The sequence below is a fragment of the Amycolatopsis rhabdoformis genome (assembly GCF_035918295.1).
Classification (GTDB): domain Bacteria; phylum Actinomycetota; class Actinomycetes; order Mycobacteriales; family Pseudonocardiaceae; genus Amycolatopsis; species Amycolatopsis rhabdoformis.
Map to the genome: position 1 here is coordinate 2896829 of NZ_CP142149.1, position 19191 is coordinate 2916019.

Consider the following 19191-nt stretch of genomic DNA (forward strand, 5'->3'; position numbering starts at 1 on the left):
GATGACCGTGCGCGACCAGGTTTCCCTGTTCACGCTGATGATGGTGGCGCGGCCGGTGACGAACCGGGAGTTGCGTGACCTCGCCGGCCTCGAGATCACCGCCGCGGTTCGCGGAAGGGCCAATCAGGACATCGAACTCATCTCGACGACGAAGCGCGGAGCCGTCAACACCCATCGGCTCACGGCCGAGGGCCGCAGCTGGTGTGAGTCGGCACTCGCGGCCGGCCGCCCCGACGGCGCCAAGTTCCCCGCGGGCGCGCTCTACGCCGCGATGGAGACCGTCGGGCAGTTCCTCGCGCGATCGGACATCAAGTTCGGCGAGTTCTTCCGGCCCGATCTCGAAGGCTGGATCCGCGCGGTGTACGCCGAATTGACGGTGCGCCGACCGCCGGGGAGCTGGGTCAAGCTCTCGACAGTCCGGCCCTGGCTCGAAAACGTCCCCAGGGACGTCGTCGACGCCGAGCTGGATCGGATGATCGAGCAGCCCGATGTGCGGTTGATGGCCGAGCTGAACCGGAAGACGCTGACCGACGAGGAGCACGACGCGGCGGTCGACATCGGAGGCCAGGCGCGCCACCTGTTGAGGATCGGGGCGGAGTGAATCCGGCGCTCGAGGCGCTCAGCCGGCTGCATCTCGGCACAGTGCCCACACAGGACGAGGTTTGGAACTCGGTCTCGCCGTACCACGTCGAAAGCCTCCACCCTGATGTGTCACGGCGGCTCCTCGCGGCGATGAAGGAGGTCAGCGACGATCGGGCACCGTCCGCAGCTGTGATCCAGGGCGAAGCCGGGGCAGGCAAGACCCACCTCCTCAGCTGGACGCGGGAGGAGATCCAGAATCGGGGCGGGTTCTTCTTCTACATCAAGCTCGTGAACGGCCACGACTTCTGGCGCAGTGCCACAGGCAGCCTGGTGGACAGCCTCTACCGCAAAGACGAGGGAGGGCAGGAGCAGCTGCTGCACCTTCTGCGCGAGCTCTCGCGTGCGGCGGGACTCGACGACGCGACCTGTGCAGCCGTCACCGGTGAACGCGATGTGACCTCTGCCGACCTCGACACCTTCGTCGGCGGGATCCGCCGGCTGGATCGGCAGGTGGGCAACGAGGCTCGCGACACCGCTCGCGCACTGGTACTGGTCGCGGCAGCGCGCGACGACGCCGTGGCGGCCGGTACCTCCTACTTCGCACTCAACGACGATGAGCTGGGGCAGCGCGCCGTGTGGGGTTTGCCTTCCACCGCGACTCCCGCGCAGCGCGTGCTTCGTGATCTGACCCGCCTGTTCGCCCTCGTCGGCCCGCTGGTGTTCGCGTTCGACCAGCTCGACAACCTCGTGGCCGTGTCCGAGAGCTCGGCGCTCACCACGCCGTCGTCGGGCGAACGACGGGCCGCCAGGCGCCTGAGCGGGGACATCGCAGACGGGCTGATGGACCTCAGGGAAGAGACCCGACGCACGCTCATGGTCGTCGCCTGTCAGCCGGACACCTGGCACAAGATCTCCCAGGCGGCCATGGGCTCGGCACTGGACCGGTTCGACCTCCTGCCAGAACTCGGGGCTATCCCCGACGAAGCAACGGCCGCTGCCATCGTCGCGAGCCGTCTCCGCGCGACCTACGAGTCGACGGGCTTCAGCCCGCCGTACCCGACCTTCCCGATCACCGCCGCCGCACTCGCGCAAGCGCCGCGGCGCTATACCGTCCGCCGTCTCCTGCAGCGGATGGCCCAGCACGTCAAGGCGTGCCTCGACGCCGGACACGTGATCGAACTGACCACGCTGAGCGAAACGGAGACGGCAACCGCGACTGTCAGCAGCGCATCGGCCGTCGAGGACCGTGCCGAAGACGAAGCGCTCACCGAACGGTTCGAAGTACTGCGGAGTGAGGCGGACCCTGAGACGCCGCTCGACAAGGCAACCGAAGACCGGCTCATGCCCGGCCTGTTGGGCGCGGGACTCAAGTGCTTGATGATCGAATTCTCGGTGGACGATTCCCGGTTCGCGATCGAAGCCGGTTTCGGTCGCAGGGCGGCGCTTCACGCGCAGTTGCGCATGGTCCTCGACGAGGCGACCGAGAACGACGTCCGTTGGTCCTTTCGGGGCGTCGCCACCGGCAACGCCCTGTCCGCACAGTCACAGATGCGCAACGCGATGACCGAGGCCGGGCTCGAGGCCGGCGTGGTGAACCGACAGCTGTCGCTGCTGCGCAACACTCGCTATCCCTCAGGCCCCAAGACCGAGGAGATCAAGGCTGATTTCGAAACCCGCGGGGGTCGGTCGGTTCCGATCAGCGGTGCCGATCTGCGGACGATGGCGGCCTTGCGCCGGATGTTCGACGAGGACTTGCCAGGCATTCGCGGATGGCTCCGACGGACGCGGCCCGCGTCCCGGACCGAAGTGTTCTCATCACTCGTCACGCAACTGCGCCAGTACGTCGGCGATGCCTCCGGCACGACTACTCCGCCCGAGCCTCCCGAGCAGCGTGTTCCTCAGCAGGTCGCGGATTCCGCGTCGCCCATCACGTTCGGTACGAGCCGGCGAGGTGGCCGTCACTTCGCCGCTTCCTTGGACAAGCTCCGGATGCACACGGTGGTGATCGGCGCTGCCGGGTCGGGCAAGACCGTGCTCCTAAAACGGCTCGCCGAGCAATGCGCGCTTCGCGGTGTTTCGAGCATCGTCCTCGATCCGAACGACGATCTCGCCCGGCTCGGCGATCCCTGGCCCACGCCACCGCCGGAATGGCACGAAGGCCAAGCTGCCGAAGCGGAGCGGTACTTTTCCGGCACCGAAGTGGTCGTGTGGACACCGGGCCTGAACCGTGGCCGTCCTCTGTTCTTCAACCCCCTACCCGACTTCGGCCCGGTCCTCGACGACGAAGACGACCTCAGAGGGCTGCTCACCTCCACGGTCAACACCCTCGCGCCACACGTCGGCATCCACGGCGCCTCCGCCCGCGCCACCCAGCAGCGAGGCGTTCTGCGCCGTGCCCTCTCCCACTACGCCCGTGAGGGCGGACGAAGCCTGAGAGGGCTCGTGGACCTGCTCGCCGAACCGCCGAGCGACATGGTGAACGCGCGGACCCGCAAGCTGGCCGACAGCATGGCGGACACGCTCGAAGCCGCGCTCGACACCGACCCGCTGCTTGACGAATCGGGCCGATCCGTCGATCCGGGCGTCCTCCTGACTCCGTCGCCGGGCAAGCGGGCTCGGATCTCCGTGGTGAGCTTCGACGGGCTGTCAGGCGACGCCCCGGCGCAGTTCGTCACCCGCCTGCAGGCCGCTCTGTTCTCGTGGTTCAAGGCCCACCCCGCCGCGGACGGCACGCTGGGCGGCCTGCTGATTCTCGACGAGGCGCAGGACTTCGTGCCGTCCGGTGCTTCGAACCCCAGCACCGAGAGCACGGTGGACCTGATCCGCCAGGTCCGGAAGTACGGTCTGGGGATCGTGCTCGCGTCCCAAGCCCCGAAGGGAATCCACAACCAGGCTTTGGGCAACACGGCCAACCAGTTCATCGGCAGAGTCACGGCGGCCGTCCAGGTGGAGGCCGTCAAGGCGATGGCCACGGCGCGGAACTCCGCCATCGGCGAGCCCGGCTCCCTCAGCAGAGGAAGCTTCTACGCCGCAGGCGAGGGAACCCCTTACGTCCGGATCGACGTACCGCTCTGCCTCAGCCACCATGTGGGACCGCTGACCGAGGACGAGGTTGTCGAGCACGCCCGTCGCGCGTGAACACGAACTGGAAGCTCCGGTGAGACCCGGAAGAAGACCGGAGAGGAAAAAACACTCCCCCGCCACTATCAACGTATAACGCACCCAGGGACTTGTGGCAAGACCCCCTTCATGCCGCACAATCATCGCTCCGAAGCCGTCACCTGCGAAAACCCGGGTGCGGGGAAGAACGAAGGGGATCTGTGTCAGCTGAGGGGTACGAACAGGAATTGCGTTCCGAGCGCGCGTACGTCGCCGGGTTGTACGGGCGGCTGGATGCCGAGCGGGTGAGGGTGAAGGGCGAGTTCGAGGCGGCGCTGGGGGAAAACAGTGGGACGCCCATGGAGCGCGACGTGCGGGTGCGTGCGCTGGGGCGGGAGGTGAAGCGGCTGGACGTGGTGGACAACGGGCTGTGTTTCGGCCGGTTGGACATGCCGGCCGAGCGGAACACAGAACAGGCGGACGTCTCCTACATCGGGCGCATCGGGTTGTTCGACGAGGACGACGAGTACCTGCCGGTGCTGCTGGACTGGCGGGCGCCGGCGGCGCGGCCGTTCTACACCGCCACCGGGGCCAACCCCGAGGGCGTGCGCCGGCGGCGGCAGTTCCACACGCGGGGGCGCGCGGTCACCGAGTTCACCGACGAGGTGCTCGGCCGGCCGGCGGCGGGTGAGCACAGTGACGCCGACGCGGCGCTGCTGGCGGCGGTCAACGCGCCGCGCGGGGAGGGGATGCGCGACATCGTCGCGACGATCCAGGCGGAGCAGGACGAGATCATCCGGCTCGACCACCCCGGGGTGCTGGTGATCGAAGGCGGGCCGGGGACCGGGAAGACCGTGGTGGCGTTGCACCGCGTCGCCTACCTGCTCTATACGCAGCGTGAGCGGATGGAGCGTCACGGTGCTCTCGTGGTCGGGCCGAATCCGGCGTTCCTGAACCACATCGGGCGGGTGCTGCCGTCGCTGGGAGAGACCGACGTGGTGTTCACGACCACCGGCGGGTTCGTGCCCGGCCTGCACGTGACGGCCGAGGACGGACCCAAGGTGGCGCGGGTCAAGGGTGAGCTGAAGATCCTCGACGTGCTCGCGGCCGCGATCGCCGACCGGCAGCGCACGCCCGAGGAGCCTGTGCCGATCACGGTGGGTGACGTGAGCGTGCGGATCGACGCCGAGACCGCGCAGTGGGCGATCGAGGAGGCGCGCGCGAGCGGGCTGCCGCACAACGAGGCGCGCGCGGTGTTCACCGAGATCGTGACGTACGTGCTCACCGAGCGGGCCATCACGCGCATCGGGCGCGGCTGGCTGGGCCGCGACGACCGGGAGGAACGCGCCGACCTCAAGCGGACGCTGCTCAAGGACCTCGCCGGAAACCCGCGCTTCGCCGCGGCGGTCGACGAGCTGTGGCCGATCCTCACGCCGCGGGGACTGCTCGGGTCGCTGTACGAGTCGGCCGACCGGCTGCGCGCGGCCGGCGCGCCCGAAGCGCTGCTGCGGGAAGACGGCGAAGCGTGGACGGTGTCGGACGTGCCGCTGCTCGACGAGCTCGTGGACCTGCTCGGCCGCGACACCGCCGCCGAGGAGCGGGCCGAGCGCGCCGCCGAGCGGGAGAAGCAGGCGCAGGCCGCCTACGCGGCGAACGTGCTCGACACGCTCATCGCCCGCGAGGACCTCAACGACGACGTCGGCCTGCTCGCCAAGGACCTGCTCTACGGCGAGGACCTCGCCGATCGGTTCACCGAACGCGACACCCGCGACCTCGTGGAACGCGCCACCGCCGACCGCGACTGGACCTACCGGCACGTGGTCGTCGACGAGGCGCAGGAGCTGTCCGAAATGGACTGGCGGGTGCTGATGCGGCGGTGCCCGGGCCGCTCGTTCACCGTGGTCGGCGACCTCGCGCAACGCCGCTCGGCCGCCGGGGCGACGTCGTGGGACGCGGTGCTGCGCCCGTACGTGAGCGAGCGCTGGGTGTACCGCTCGCTCACCGTGAACTACCGCACGCCGGCGGAGATCATGAGCGTTGCAGCCGCGGTGCTGGCCGAGTTCGCGCCGGGCGTGCGGCCGCCGGAATCGGTGCGCGCCAACGGGGTGCAGCCCTGGTCGCGCCTCGTCACCGAGGAGGAACTGCCCGCCGCGGTGGAGCGGTTCGTGCGCGAGGAGGCCGGGCTGGCGGGCACCAGCGTCGTGATCGGGCCGGCGGACGTGCCCGGCGCGGTGCCGGCCGCGGAGACGAAAGGCCTGGAGTTCGACTCCGTACTGGTCGTCGACCCGGACCGGATCCTCGACGACGGTCCGCGCGGCGCCGCCGAGCTCTACGTGGCGCTCACCCGCGCGACGCAACGGCTCGGCGTGCTGCACCGCGGTCCGTTGCCCGCCGCGCTGGCCGGGCTCACCGAGGCGGCAGGGCGTTAGCCGGCCAGCAGCACCCCGACGGCCAGCTCGAAGATCTCCCGCAGCTGCCCGAACAGCGGCGGCCCGGTCGTCGGGGTGATCTGCGCCGTGATCGACACGGCCACGCCCGCGCGGCCGTCCGGGGTGGCCGCCGCGAACTGCGTGTACCCCGCGGTGTTGCCGGTGTGGCCGTAGACGCGGCCGTACCGGGTGTCGTAGCGGAACAGCGCCAGGCCCGCGGAGTTCACGCCCGGGCCTGGCGGTTCCGACCCGCCCGGCCGGAACCGGAACTGCGCTTCGCGGGTCCGGTGGTCGGTCACCGCGCCACGCACGTAGGCGCGGATGAACCGCACCAGGTCGCCCGGCGTGGACACCACACCGCCGGAGGCCCAGCTCCAGCCCGCCGCGATGAGGTTCGTGACGTCTTCGGGCACACCGGGGCCGAGGGTGTCGTACCCGTGCAGCACCGGTCCCGGCAGGTCGGCGCCACGCGGCAGGCTCGTCTCGCCCAGCCCCATCGGCTGCAGCACCCGCTGCCGCAGCACGTCCTCGTACCGGCGGCCGGTCGCCGATTCGCACATCAGGGCCACGAGGATGTTGTCCGAGTTGGAATACGCGTAGGCACTGCCGGGCCGGAACGCGAGCGCCGGATCGGTCGCGTACGACAGCAGTTTCCGGGGCGGCGGCGGATCCAGCAGGTGCGGCAGCAGCGCGTCGCGGAACGCGTCGGTTCCGCTGAAATCGGGGATTCCGCTCGTGTGGCCGAGCAGCTGCCGCAGCGTGACGGCCGACCATTCGCGCGGCATTCCCCGCACCGCGCGGCCCACCGTGGTGTCGAGCGAGAGCCGGCCGCTGCTCACCAGCGAGAGCGCCGTCGCGCCGCTGAACGCCTTGGCCACGCTCGCGACCCGCATGTGGTCCCCCGCGCGCGGCGCCCGGTGGGTACCGAGCTGCGAGACTCCGGCGGTGTAGAGCGAAGATCCCCCGCCCCGGCCGATCGCGACGACCACCGCGGGTGGCCCGTCGGGGCTCTGCTGCAGCCGCCGCATCGCCGCGCGCAGCGAATCCTCGAGCCGCGGGCGTCCGGTGGCCGCGGCGGGAGCGGCCGTCCACACCAGACCGCCGGCGGCGGCGAAGGTGGCCTGGGTGAGAATCGCGCGTCGGGACAGCACCATCGCCTCACGGTAATCGCGGGAAATGCGTGGTCCAAACGTTTCTTCGTCGCCCGGACAGCGCCGTACCGGGGAATTGCTGCCGAATTCCCCGGTACGGATCAGGCGTATTCACGGGCGAGCACGTGAATAACGGGCCGGGCCGGTGGGCTCTTCCCCGCGCACCGCCGGCCCGGGGTCTCACTCACGCCATCTCGGGCACGTTCAGGTGCGCGATGACGAGGTCGAACTCGCGGACGTCGAGCCGCTCGGCGCCCGCCTCCTTCAGCGTGGCCGCGCGCAGCGAGTTCGCCTGCTCCGACGTGCGCTCGAGCGCCGCGGCGCTGTCGTAGCCGATCGAGGCCACACACCGGCCGCTCTCGCGGTCGACCAGCAGGCTCGCGCTGCAGAACCCGGCGAACTCGGCGAGGCGCGGCAGCGTGGTCATCTTGAACACGTCGACCACCGCGTCCACGTGATCGGGGTCCACCTTCAGCCACGTGCCGCGCACCGCGGCACCCGCGCCGGCGTGGTGATCACGGTGCAACAGCGCGATCTCCCACTCCTCCACCTGCGGCGGTCCGCCGAACATCTCCGCGACCTGCCGGCCCAGCACGTCCATCGCCTGCGCACTCTCCTGCATGGCCTCGGCCGAGCGCCACGCCGTGGTCACGATCGTGCGGCTGTCCCCGCGACCCACCAGCATCGACAGCCCCACGTTGCCCTCGGTGCCCAGCGCCGCGGGCATCACGGTGTCACGCACGTGCGCGACCGCGTCGTCCAGCGACGCCGGCTTCAGCTGGATCGTCGTGCTGCGAGCGAACACGATCCACCTCCCGCCGGTCGTGGCGGCGCCCCGGTGACGCCACCGGTCCCCTCACCATCCCCCGGGCCGTGGCGCGTCACAACGCCCCGAATTTCACGGCGGACACGCGAATCGGCTCACCACCGGGCTCGTGCCGATTCGAGCCGGACGCAACGAGCAGGGTTCAGAACGCTCCGGTGCCGTTCGGCGTACCGAGCCCGGTCGGCCCGTCATACCCCGCACCCGCGGTGCAGAGGTAGCTGCCGCCACACTTCCCGTTGCTGCCCGAGGTCACGTCGAACAAGCTCGCCGGGTGCGCGTACGGCCCGGCGGCACCCGTCACGTGATTCCCGGCCAGCGCGTACACCGAAGCCACCACAGGCGAGGACAAGCTCGTGCCGCCGACCTGCACCCAGCCGTCGGCGCCCTGCGCGAGCCCGAGCGCCAGCAGTGCGTCGCAGAGCGCCCCGCCGCCGCAGCTGTTGTAGGTGTCGTATACCCCGAGCCCGGTCTTCGGGTCGGCCACCGCGGCCACGTCGGCCACGGTCCGCTTCGCGCACGCGGTGTCGTGCTGCCACTCGGGTTTCGGCTCGAGCGCGGAGCAGCCGCTGCCGCTGCCCGACCACGTCGTCTCCGCCCAGCCGCGGGTGGTGCCGGCGGATTTCTTGAGGGTCGTGCCGCCGACCGCGGTCACGTGCGGCGAGGAGGCGGGCCAGCTCACCCCGTACCCGGCGTCGCCCGAGGAGGCCGTGATGGCGATGCCCGGGTGGTCGAGGTGGATGTCGGCGGCGGTGATCGTCGGGTCCTCGGCGCCGCCGTAGCTGTTGGAGATCGCCACGACACCGGGGGTCGCCGCCGCCGTGTCGACCGCCGTCATCAGCGGGTCGGTGTCCGGGGAATCGGCCTCCACCAACAGGATGCGGCAGTCCGGGCAGGTGGCGGACACGGCGTCGAGGTCGAGGCTGATCTCCTCGGCCCAGCCGAAGTCCGGGGCCGGCAGCGGGCTCGCGTCACCGTGCTGGTTGACCTTGCGGAAGCAGCCGTCCTGCGACGTGCACGGCGAAAGGCCGCGCGCGGCCCGGTAGGTCGCGAGGTCGCTCTCGGCGGTCGGCGCGTCCATGGCGTCGACGATCGCCACGGTGCGGCCCTCGCCGTGGCGGCCCGCGAGCCCGTAGGCGGCCTGGATCTCCGCGGGCCCGTAGCCCACCGGCATCGACGCGAGCAGCGGCCCCGGGCCGTCGGGGGACTTGATCGCCTTGCCCAGGCAGTGCAGGCGCGCGTGCGCGCACCCGAAGTCCACGAATCCGCCGCCCAGCAGCGGGGCGGCGATCGCACCGGTGGTGGTGACGCCCAGGAGCGGAACGGCCAGCACCACCGCCACGAGCACCCGGGTCAAGGTCCTGAGTCGCGACACTGCGGCCTCCTTGCTCACGCTGAGACAGCGAATGGTCGCAGGTAACTCGTTCCGGGTCACCCGTCCGAATGAGGGAAATATTCACACCGGTTGCCGGCACCCCGGGTCACGGACCCACATTGGTCCAGACAACTGTTACCAAGGCGTGACGCCCGGTTCCCCTACCGGCGGCTACTTTGTTGTGAATCGCAACAAATACGTGTCTGTGAATCACCGACGGAGGTGTCACGGCGTGAACCGGACCATCGATCTCGGCGCCCGACGGCGCACAACCCTGCTGAGGACAAGCAGGACGACCCGGCTGGGCACCGCACTCGCCGCCGCCGCGCTGCTCGCGGGAGCCGGCCTCACCGTCGCTCCCCCGGCCTCGGCGGCCGCCGACTACACCCAGTCCGCCATCTCGGCCGGCACCACGCAGGTGCAGCTCGCGTTCACCCCGGCCACCCCCGCGCGCTACGTCGACGTGCACTACAGCGGCGTACCCGGGGTCGGGCAGCAGAACGTGCGCATGACCGAGGGCGGCGGCACCTGGCGCACCGGCGTCAGCGGGCTCGGCAGCGGCGCCACGCTCGACTACTGGTTCACCTACGAGAAGAACGGGCCGCAGTTCGACACCCCGCACTTCACCTTCACCCAGGGCGGCGGCACGCAGGCGGGCTGCCCGGCGCAGCCCGACGTGCCGGACTTCGGGCCGAACGTGCGGATCTTCGACCCGAGCATGCCCGCCGCGACGATCCAGGCGCAGCTCGACGCCGACTTCAACGCCCAGAAGGACACCCAGACCGCGCAGTTCGCCGACCGCCGCGTGGCGCACCTGTTCAAACCCGGCACCTACGGCGTGCACGACGACGTCGGCTTCTACACCTCCGTGGCCGGTCTCGGGCGCGACCCCGACGACGTGACGATCAACGGCGACATCACCGTGGACGCGTTCAACGCCTCCGACCAGGGCGTGGCGTTGCAGAACTTCTGGCGCTCGGCCGAGAACATGGCCGTGAACCCCTCGAGCGGCAACGACCGGTGGGCCGTGGCACAGGCCGCGCCGTTGCGGCGCATGGACATCCGCGGCGGCCTGCAGCTCTACCCGGCGAGCTTCGGCTTCGCCAGCGGCGGCTACGTGGCCGACACCCGTGTGTCCGGGCAGACCGCGTCGATCTCGCAACAGCAGTGGTACACCCGCGACTCGGCGTTCGGCAGCTGGGACGGCGGCGTGTGGAACATGGTCTTCTCCGGCACCACCGGCGCGCCCGCGAACACGTTCCCGAACCCGCCCGAGACGACGCTGGCCACCACGCCCGTGTCGCGCGACGTGCCCTACCTCTACCTCGACGGCGCCGATTACCGCGTGTTCCTGCCCTCGCTGCGCACCAACGCGTCGGGCCCGAGCTGGGCCGGCGGGTCGACGCCGGGCACGTCGCTGCCGATGAGCCAGTTCCGCGTGGTCAAGCCCGGCGACACCGCGGCCTCGATCAACGGCTCGCTGGCCGCCGGCTGCAACCTGTTCTTCACCCCCGGCGTGTACCACCTCGACCAGACGCTGAACGTCGCGCGCGCCGGCACCGTCGTGCTCGGCATCGGTTATCCGACGCTGGTGCCCGACAACGGGGTCGACGCGATGCACGTGGCCGACGTCGACGGCGTGCGGGTGAAGGGCCTGCTCTTCGACGCCGGCACGCGCACCTCGCAGGCGCTGCTCACCGTCGGCACGGCCGGGTCGCACGTGGACCACGCGGCGAACCCGACTTCGCTGCAGGACGTGTTCTTCCGCGTCGGCGGGGAGCTCGCGGGCAAGGCCACCACGAGCCTGGTGGTGAACAGCGACGACACGATCATCGACCACACCTGGGCCTGGCGCGCCGACCACGGCAACCCCGGCACCGTCGGCTGGACCACCAACACCGCCGACACCGGGGTGCTCGTGAACGGTGACGACGTGCTCGCCACCGGGCTGTTCGTGGAGCACTACCAGAAGTACCAGGTCGTGTGGAACGGCCAGCGCGGCCGCACGATCTTCTTCCAGAACGAGATGCCCTACGACGTGCCGGACCAGGCGTCGTGGAACGCGCCCTCCGGAGTTGCCGGGTACGCGGCCTACAAGGTCGGGGCGAACGTGACCTCGCACGAGGCGTGGGGCCTGGGCAGCTACTGCTTCTTCGACACGAACCCCGCGGTGTCGAGCTACCACGCGTTCGAGGTGCCGAACACCCCCGGAGTGCGGCTGCACAGCCTGCTCACGGTGTCGCTGAACACCCGCGGCAGCATCACCCACGTCGTGAACGACACCGGTGCCGCGACGCCGTCGGGCACGGTGCCGGTGAACGTGGTCAGCTACCCGTAGCGGCGCGGCGGGTACGAGGGCTCTTCGCCGGCGTCGCTCCGGCGGAGAGCCCTCTTTTCGTGGTTCGCTGTCGAAGCCGCGTCCGGTCGTTCGTGTAGTGGGTGACGAGAGGGAAGGACCGCACCATGAAGCAGTACCTGCTCAGCGTCTACCAACCCGACGGGCCCACCCCGCCCGCCGCGCAGCTCGACCGGATCGTGGCCGAGCTGGACGCGCTCAACACCGAACTGCGCGAAGCCGGTGCCTGGGTGTTCTCCGGCGGCCTGCACGCACCCGGCACCGCGACCGTCGTGCGCGCGAAGGACGGTGACGTGCTGATGACCGACGGCCCGTTCACCGAGGGCAAGGAACACCTCGGCGGCTTCACGATCGTGCGCGTGGCGGATCTCGACGCGGCGCTCGCGTGGGCCGGGCGGATCTCCGCGATCACCACGCTGCCGGTGGAGGTCCGGCCGTTCCAGGGCGAAGCCTGAGCGTGCCCACAGCGGACGATGCGGACGAGGTGGACGCAACAGTGGGCGCTGCCACCCTCGACCGTGTGTTCCGTGCCGAGTACGGGCGGGCCGTGGCGGTGCTGGTGAAGGTGTTCGGCGACGTCGACATCGCCGAGGAGGCCGTGCAGGAGGCGTTCGCCGCGGCGGCGAGCCGGTGGCCGGCCGACGGTCTGCCGCCGAGCCCGGCGGGCTGGCTCGTGACGACCGCGCGCAACAAGGCGATCGACCGGCTGCGCCGCGAGGCTTCGCGGGCCGACCGCCAAGCGCAGGCCGCGCTGCTGCACGCCGCGGCCGAGCCGATGGCGGGATCAGCCGCGGATTCCGTCGAGGAGGGCCCGGTGCGTGACGAACGGCTGCGCCTCGTGTTCACCTGCTGCCACCCGGCGCTCGCGCCGCCCGCCCGGGTCGCGCTCACCCTGCGGTTGCTCGGCGGGCTCACGACGGCCGAGATCGCCCACGCGTTCCTCGTGCCCGAGCCCACGATGGCCCAGCGGATCTCGCGCGCCAAAGCCAAGATCCGCGACGCCCGCATCCCCTACCGCGTGCCCGCCGACGCCGACCTGCCCGACCGGCTGAGTGCCGTGCTCGCGGTGGTGTACCTGATCTTCACCGAAGGCCACACCGCCACCACCGGGCCGGATCTGAGCCGCCCCGATCTGGCGGGCGAGGCCCTCCGACTGGGCCGCGTGCTGGCCGAGCTGATGCCCGACGAGCCCGAGGTGCTGGGGCTGCTCGCGCTGATGCTGCTCGTCCACTCGCGCCACCCGGCCCGCACCGGCCCCGACGGCTCGATCGTGCTGCTGCCCGACCAGGACCGCGCCCGCTGGGACGCCGCGCTCGTCACCGAGGGCCAGGACCTGGTGCGCCGCTGCCTGCGCCGCGACCGGCCCGGGCCCTACCAGCTGCAGGCCGCGATCAACGCCGTCCACAGCGACGCTCCCACCGCCGCGGACACCGACTGGGGACAGATCGTGCGGCTCTACGACCACTTGCTGCTGCTGGCACCGACTCCGGTGGTGGCCCTGCACCGGGCCGTGGCGGTCGCGGAGGTCTCGGGACCCGAGGCGGCGCTGGAGCTGGTCGCGGGTCTTGATCTCGAGGGTTACCACCTGCTGCACGCCGTGCGCGCCGATCTGCTGGCCCGCGCCGGCCGCCGCGACGAGGCGGTGGCCGCCTACGACCGGGCGGTGGCGCTCGCCGAGAACGCGGCCGAACGCGCGCTGCTGGACCGCAAACGGGCCGCGCTCACCGACGGCTAGGCCGGGGACGTGGCGCGCTCTTGCTGCCGGACGGTGTCGACGGCTCGCACGATCGTCGCGATCACCCGAGCCGGGGCCGTGACCAGTGGGGTGTGGTCGACCGGGTAGGAGACCACGGTCGCGGCCATCCGCTCGGCCAGGAAGCGCTGGGTCGCGATCGGGATCATCCGGTCGTCCTCGGCGATCAGGAACCAGCTCGGCACGTCCTTCCACAGTGGACGTCCGACCGGGACGGTGAGGCAGGCCGGCGAGATCGGCCGCTGCGCGGCGCGCAGCACGGCCAGCTCCTCCACCGAAGCGTGCTGCGCGAAGGCCGAAGCGAAGGCTTCGTCGGGCAGCCAGATCAGCCCGGCGGCGTCGGGCGTGAGTTCGGGCGCGGCGGGATGGGGCGGCGTCCGGGCCAGCACGTCGGCCACGGTCTCCCCCGAGTCCGGGGCGAGCGCGGTCACGTACACCAGCGCCTTCACGTTCGCCGCCCGCGCGGAGCCGACCACCGCCCCGGCGTAGGCGTGTGCCGCGAGCACCACGGGCCCGTCGATGCGGGCGAGGGTGTGCTCCAGCGCCGCCACGTCGTCGGCCAGGGTGGTCAGTGGCAGCGGCGCCGTGACCGACCGGATACCGGCGGCCCGCAGGCCGCCGATCACCTTGGACCAGCTGGAGCCGTCGGCCCAGGCCCCGTGGGCGAGCACGACAGTCACGTCCGAGGGCATGGGCGCTCCTTTCGCGGTCACGAGACGAGCGGTGGGGTTCCGGACGTCTGCCGGGCCGGCGCGACCTCGTCGAGGGACAGGTCGCGGTCGATGCCGTGCGGCACCACCGACTGCCCGGGCTCGAGGTGCAGCCGGACCCCGTCGAGCCGGACCTCGACCTTGTCGGCCTCGAAGGACATCAGGCCGCCCACCCGGCGCACCTCGGGCCACGGCTCCTCGTAGGTCCAGGCGGCCAGCCGCGCGTCGCCGATGTCGAAGTAGCCGCAGATTCCCTTGTACGGGCAGAAAGTCCGGTTCTCGACCGGAGTGAGCGCGGACTCGGTCACGTCTTCGCGCGGCACGTACCAGCGCGGCGCGAAACCCGACTCGTACAGGGCCAGCGGGCGGGTGGTGTCCGCGATGACCCGGCCGTCGTGGTGCACGGTGAGGTGGCGGCTGGTGTCGCGGATGTCGATGCGGTGGTACGGGTCGGCCGCGTGGCCGACGATGCGTTCGTCCTCCTCGTAGAACCCGTCGACCGCCCGCCAGGCGAACGCGATCCGCCCGTTGAGCACCGAGGCGTGCGCGGGCACCGCGATGTGCTCGTAGGCGGCGCGGTCCTTGGTGCTGCCGTTCGCCGTGATCGAGTACCAGGCCGTCTGCCCGAAGTCGCGGTGGCTCGTGGTGTGGGTGGCGAGGTCCAGCACGCCGTCGGTCACGTCGGTCACCGGGAAGTAGGCCACCGGGTAGCGGCCGGGTTCGTGCAGCAGCAGCACGTTCTCGCTGTCGGCGATCCACTCGCCGCCGAACCGCACGCGCATCCGGCGGCGCAGCGGTTCGGCGAACGGCATCCGTTCGGGCAGCGGTTCGGCGGTGAGGAACCGGCCGATCGCGCCGTGGGCGAGCGGACCCTGTTGCCAGGACAGACCCATGCTGGTGCTCCATTCGAAACGATCGGGCGAGCGGGTGCCCGGGGAGGTCGTGGACGCCGGTGGTGGCTCACCACGACGCCGTCCGAGTCGGTGATCCGAGTCGGTGATCCGAGTCTGGGGCCCGGGCTCACACGCCTGCATCCGCCGATGGCCAGCCACCGTGGCGGGAAAGGGCCGGCGATACTGTGGCGAAGTGCGGGTACCAGCGGGTTTTCCGAGGTGGCGGGGTGCCGTCGAACTCATCGGCCGCCGGGCCGAGTGCGCGGTGCTCGATCAGCTGATCGGGGCGGTTCGCTCCGGGGAGAGCCGGGCGCTGGTGGTGCACGGTGAGCCGGGCGTGGGCAAGACCGCGCTGGTGGACTACGCGGCCGGGCGGGCGACGGGGTTCCGGGTGGTGCGCGGCAGCGGCGTCCAGTCCGAAATGGAGCTGCCCTACGCCGGGCTGCAACAGCTGTGCGCGCCACTGCTCGACCGGCTCGACCTGCTGCCCGAACCGCAACGCGAGGCGCTGCGCACCGCGTTCGGCCTCAGCTCCGGCCCGGCGCCGGACCGGTTCCTGGTGGGGCTGGCCGGGTTGACCCTGCTGTCGGAAGCCGCGGCGCAGCAGCCCGTGCTGTGCCTGATCGACGACCACCAGTGGTACGACCGGGCCTCCGCGCAGGTCCTCACGTTCCTCGCCCGACGGCTGGGGGCGGAGTCGCTGGGCCTGATCGTGGCGACCCGGGTCGTCGGCGAAGACCTGGCGCGGTTGCCGGAGCTGGCCGTGGCCGGCCTGGCGCCGGCCGACGCGGGCGACCTGCTCGACACGGTGTTCACCGGACCCCTCGACGCCTCCGTGCGCGAGCAGATCATCGCCGAGACCCAGGGCAACCCGCTGGCTCTGCTGGAGCTGCCGCATGGCCTGAGCGCGACGCAGCTCGCCGGCGGGTTCGGGCTGCCCGGCGCGGTGGCGCTGTCCGGCAGCATCGAGGAGCGGTTCGGGCATCGGATCCGCGCGCTGCCCGACGCCACCCGCACGCTGCTGGTGATCGCCGCGAGCGACCCGTCGGGTGACTCGGCCCTGCTGTGGCGGGCCGCCGCGGTGCTCGGGATCGGGGTCGACGCCGCCGAGCCCGCGGCCGAGACCGGGCTGATCGAACTGGGCACCCGCGTCCGGTTCCGCCACCCGCTGGCCCGCTCGGCGGTGTACCGGGCGGTGTCGGAGCAGCACCGCCGCCAGGCCCACCGAGCGCTCGCGGAGGCCACCGACCCGCGGCTGGATCCCGACCGGCAGGCCTGGCACCGGGCGCAGGCCACGGTCGGTCCCGACGAGCAGGCCGCCGACGCGCTGGCCCGCTCGGCCGAACGAGCGCGGGCGCGGGGCGGGTTCGCGGCCGCGGCGGCGTTCCTGCTGCGCGCGGTCGCGCTCACCCTCGACCCGCCGACCCGCACCACGCGCGCGCTCGCCGCCGCCGAGCTGCACCTGCGGGCCGGCGCGTTCGGTCCCGTTCCCGAGCTGCTGGCCATCGCCGAAGCGGCGCCGCTCGACGAAACGCACCGGACGCGAGCCGACCTCATCGGGGCGCAGCTGGCGTTCGCCACGCGCCGCGGCAGCGACGGACCGCCGCTGCTGCTCAAGGCCGCGAACCGCCTCGAACACCTGGACGCCGACCGCTGCCGCGCGACCTACCTCGACGCGCTGGCCGCGGCCACCTTCGTCGGCCGGCTCGCCGTGGAGGCCGGTGACCTGCGGCAGATCGCGCTGGCCGCCGGGGCCGCCCCGCCACCCACGAAGGTCAGGTCCCTCGACCTCCTCCTCGACGGAACGGTCACGGCGCTCAACCACGGCTACGCGGCCGGGCTGCCGGCGCTGCGCACCGCGCTGGCCGGCTACGGCGCCGAGATGGCACCCGACGACGAGCTGCACTGGATGTGGTTCGCCGGCACCACCGCCATCCGCACGTGGGACGACCGGCACTGGGACACGCTGTCGGTCCGGCACGTGCGGCTGGCGCGTGAGCTCGGCGCGCTCAGCGAGCTCCCGCTGGCGCTGCACGTGCGCGCCTTGATCCTCCTGCACTTCGGCGAGCTCACCGAGGCCGCGCGGATGATCGACGAGGCCGAGGAGATCGCCACGGCGACCGGCACCGCGCTGGCGCCGTACGGCGCGCTGGGGCTGGCGGCGCTGCGCGGTGACCTGGTGGGCGGCGCGCAGCTCTACGAACAGGCCGTGCAGGAGGTCGCCCGCCGGGGTGAAGGCGCCGCGATCACGTTCGCCGAATGGGCCGGCGCCCTGCTGCACAACGGGCTCGGCCGCTACCGCGACGCGCTGGCCGCGGCGCAGCGCGCCACCCGGTTCGACGCCGGTGCGGTGGCGATGCTGTGGGCCTACGGCGAGCTGATCGAGGCGGCCGTGCGCACCGGCGACCCCGACACCGCGGTGCGCGGCTGTGCCCGGCTCGCCGAAGCGACGGGGGCCGCCGGCACAGATTGGGCACTGGGCCTGCAACGCCGGTGCCAGGCGCTGATCAGCGACGGCAGCCGGGCCGAGCAGCTCTACCGCGAGTCGATCGACCGGTTGGGCCGCACCCGGATGCGCGTGGACCTGGCCCGGGCTCACCTGCTCTACGGCGAGTGGCTCCGCCGCGAACGCCGGCACAACGACGCACGCGATCAGCTCCGCATCGCGCACACCGCGTTCGAGGATCTGGGCGCGGCCGGCTTCGCGGAACGCGCCGCTCGGGAGCTGCGCGTGGCCGGTGGCACGGTGCGCAAGCGGGTCGATGCGATCAAGCACGGTGAGCTCACCGCTCAGGAGGCGCAGATCGCCCGGATGGCGCGCGACGGTTTGTCGAATCCGGAGATCGCGGCGCGGCTGTTCCTGAGCGCGCGGACCGTGCAGTACCACCTGAAGAAGATCTTCACGAAGCTCGCGATCACCTCGCGCGGCCAGCTCGCGACCGTGCTGCCGGACACCGAGAGCGCCGGTTGACGGGTGCTCAGGCGTGGCGCACCGCGTGCAGGGCCGCGCGCCGCCACCGGGCCGCCGTCATCGGGGCCAGCAGCGGGCGCGCTCCGGGCACGGTCATCGGGTAGAGCTCCGCCGCGGCGACGGTGATGTCCCACGCCGGCAGCGGCAGGTGGTGGGCCCAGGTGGCCTCCACGATGGTGCGGATGGCCTCGTCGCCGCCGGTGCTCAAGGCGGGGCCGAGGGCGGCGCGGGCGGCCGGGGTGAGGGTCGGCCCGGCGAGGAGGCGTTCGGCTTCGCGGCGCAGGCGGGTCTTCGCGCCGGGCACCGAGAGGTCGTGGGCGGGGCTGTCGGCGTAGGCGGCGCGGGCGAGGTCACGCACGAGGGGCTCGCGGTCGGCGCCGGCGAGGACCTGGGTCACGAGTTCGGCGCGAGCTTCGGGGGTGCAGTAGATGCCGAGGTCGCGCACCACGTCGGCCGGGTCGCCGGAGGAGTGCACGAGGTTGAGCAGCGCGTAGCGGCCGAGTTCGGTGCGCAGCCGGCCCGGTTCGCGGACGGCGGGGTCGCTCGGGCCGACGAGCTCGGTGAGCCGCACCGGCACGGGCAGGTCGGCCAGTGGACCCTGGTCCCCGGCCGGGGCGAGGACCAGCAGCAGCGAGTCCGTGCAGCCGGCGCAGTGGTCGGCGATGCGCCGCAGCTGCGGGGTGGCGGTGTTCCACTGGAAGTACCAGAGGGCGCGCAGGGTGACCGGGGTGAGCCGCACGCGACGGGCCCCGACCACGCGGAACCCGTTCTCCGCCAGCCAGTCCATTGTGGACATGACGCGGCGGGCGGCGATCGCGTCGGGTTTGAGCAGCAGCAGGCCGTGGGCGCCCGCGAAGCGCGCGGCGTCGCCGGTGAGGGTGCGCAGGTGCTCGAGCGACTCCTGGAAGTAGGTGTCGGCCGTGTACCGGGTGTGTTTGTCCGCGTCGCGGGTCAGGGCCTCCGGCGGCCGCCGCCCGTCCTTCTCGTCCCCGTTCATGGCATCCGCTCCCTTCGCGGTGGTGACCAATGTCCCAGTGCGCGACCGGGGA

At 72.0% G+C, this 19191-nt stretch carries 13 protein-coding genes; 7 read left to right on the forward strand and 6 right to left on the reverse strand.

The features are described 5' to 3' along the window. The first annotated feature begins 1 nt into the window (after position 1). The 3 genes from VSH64_RS13055 to helR all read left to right on the forward strand — a co-directional run bounded on the left by VSH64_RS13055 (position 2) and on the right by helR (position 6110). Positions 2–601, forward strand: coding sequence for a hypothetical protein (locus tag VSH64_RS13055; RefSeq protein ID WP_326835838.1), 600 nt, complete (start codon positions 2–4; stop codon positions 599–601). Further along, on the forward strand, positions 598–3720 hold the full coding sequence (locus VSH64_RS13060; RefSeq protein ID WP_326835839.1) for an AAA family ATPase: 3123 nt from the start codon (positions 598–600) through the stop codon (positions 3718–3720). The genes VSH64_RS13055 and VSH64_RS13060 overlap by 4 nt, the downstream gene beginning before the upstream one ends. Positions 3721–3902: 182 nt before the next feature. Next, positions 3903–6110 carry an RNA polymerase recycling motor ATPase HelR gene (gene helR, locus VSH64_RS13065; protein ID WP_326835840.1) on the forward strand — a complete coding sequence of 736 codons (2208 nt, stop codon included), beginning with the start codon at positions 3903–3905 and terminating at the stop codon, positions 6108–6110. Here the strand turns inward: helR and VSH64_RS13070 are convergent. The 3 genes from VSH64_RS13070 to VSH64_RS13080 all read right to left on the reverse strand — a co-directional run bounded on the left by VSH64_RS13070 (position 6107) and on the right by VSH64_RS13080 (position 9459). Then, the gene (locus VSH64_RS13070) at positions 6107–7264 is read right to left on the reverse strand and encodes a serine hydrolase domain-containing protein (RefSeq protein WP_326835841.1); all 1158 of its coding nucleotides are present in this window, start codon (positions 7262–7264) and stop codon (positions 6107–6109) included. The two genes, helR and VSH64_RS13070, sit on opposite strands and share 4 nt — an antisense overlap. A 181-nt stretch (positions 7265–7445) precedes the next feature. Continuing rightward, positions 7446–8066, reverse strand: a complete 621-nt coding sequence (locus VSH64_RS13075) for a hypothetical protein (RefSeq protein WP_326835842.1) — start codon at positions 8064–8066, stop codon at positions 7446–7448. A 163-nt stretch (positions 8067–8229) separates the two neighbouring features. After that, positions 8230–9459, reverse strand: coding sequence for a S53 family peptidase (locus tag VSH64_RS13080; RefSeq protein ID WP_326835843.1), 1230 nt, complete (start codon positions 9457–9459; stop codon positions 8230–8232). A 232-nt stretch (positions 9460–9691) separates the two neighbouring features. Between VSH64_RS13080 and VSH64_RS13085 the strand changes: the two genes are divergently transcribed. The 3 genes from VSH64_RS13085 to VSH64_RS13095 all read left to right on the forward strand — a co-directional run bounded on the left by VSH64_RS13085 (position 9692) and on the right by VSH64_RS13095 (position 13550). After that, positions 9692–11797 carry a hypothetical protein gene (locus VSH64_RS13085; protein WP_326835844.1) on the forward strand — a complete coding sequence of 702 codons (2106 nt, stop codon included), beginning with the start codon at positions 9692–9694 and terminating at the stop codon, positions 11795–11797. A gap of 125 nt (positions 11798–11922) precedes the next feature. Further along, entirely contained in the window at positions 11923–12270 is a 348-nt protein-coding gene (locus tag VSH64_RS13090; protein WP_326835845.1) for a YciI family protein, read from the forward strand. A 65-nt stretch (positions 12271–12335) separates the two neighbouring features. Beyond that, a complete protein-coding gene (locus tag VSH64_RS13095; protein WP_326835846.1) occupies positions 12336–13550 on the forward strand; it encodes an RNA polymerase sigma factor in 1215 nt (404 codons plus the stop codon). Here VSH64_RS13095 and VSH64_RS13100 read toward each other — a convergent pair. Next, positions 13547–14260 carry an alpha/beta fold hydrolase gene (locus tag VSH64_RS13100; protein WP_326835847.1) on the reverse strand — a complete coding sequence of 238 codons (714 nt, stop codon included), beginning with the start codon at positions 14258–14260 and terminating at the stop codon, positions 13547–13549. The genes VSH64_RS13095 and VSH64_RS13100 overlap by 4 nt on opposite strands. Before the next feature lie 17 nt (positions 14261–14277). Then, positions 14278–15171: a DUF427 domain-containing protein gene (locus VSH64_RS13105; protein ID WP_326835848.1), complete on the reverse strand. Its 894-nt coding sequence runs from the start codon at positions 15169–15171 to the stop codon at positions 14278–14280. A 193-nt stretch (positions 15172–15364) separates the two neighbouring features. Between VSH64_RS13105 and VSH64_RS13110 the strand changes: the two genes are divergently transcribed. Next, positions 15365–18142: an ATP-binding protein gene (locus VSH64_RS13110; RefSeq protein ID WP_326835849.1), complete on the forward strand. Its 2778-nt coding sequence runs from the start codon at positions 15365–15367 to the stop codon at positions 18140–18142. A 7-nt stretch (positions 18143–18149) separates the two neighbouring features. On the opposite strand, the gene VSH64_RS13115 is transcribed toward VSH64_RS13110, so the two are convergent. Then, positions 18150–19139 carry a nucleoside-diphosphate kinase gene (locus tag VSH64_RS13115; RefSeq protein WP_326835850.1) on the reverse strand — a complete coding sequence of 330 codons (990 nt, stop codon included), beginning with the start codon at positions 19137–19139 and terminating at the stop codon, positions 18150–18152. Positions 19140–19191 lie beyond the last annotated feature (52 nt).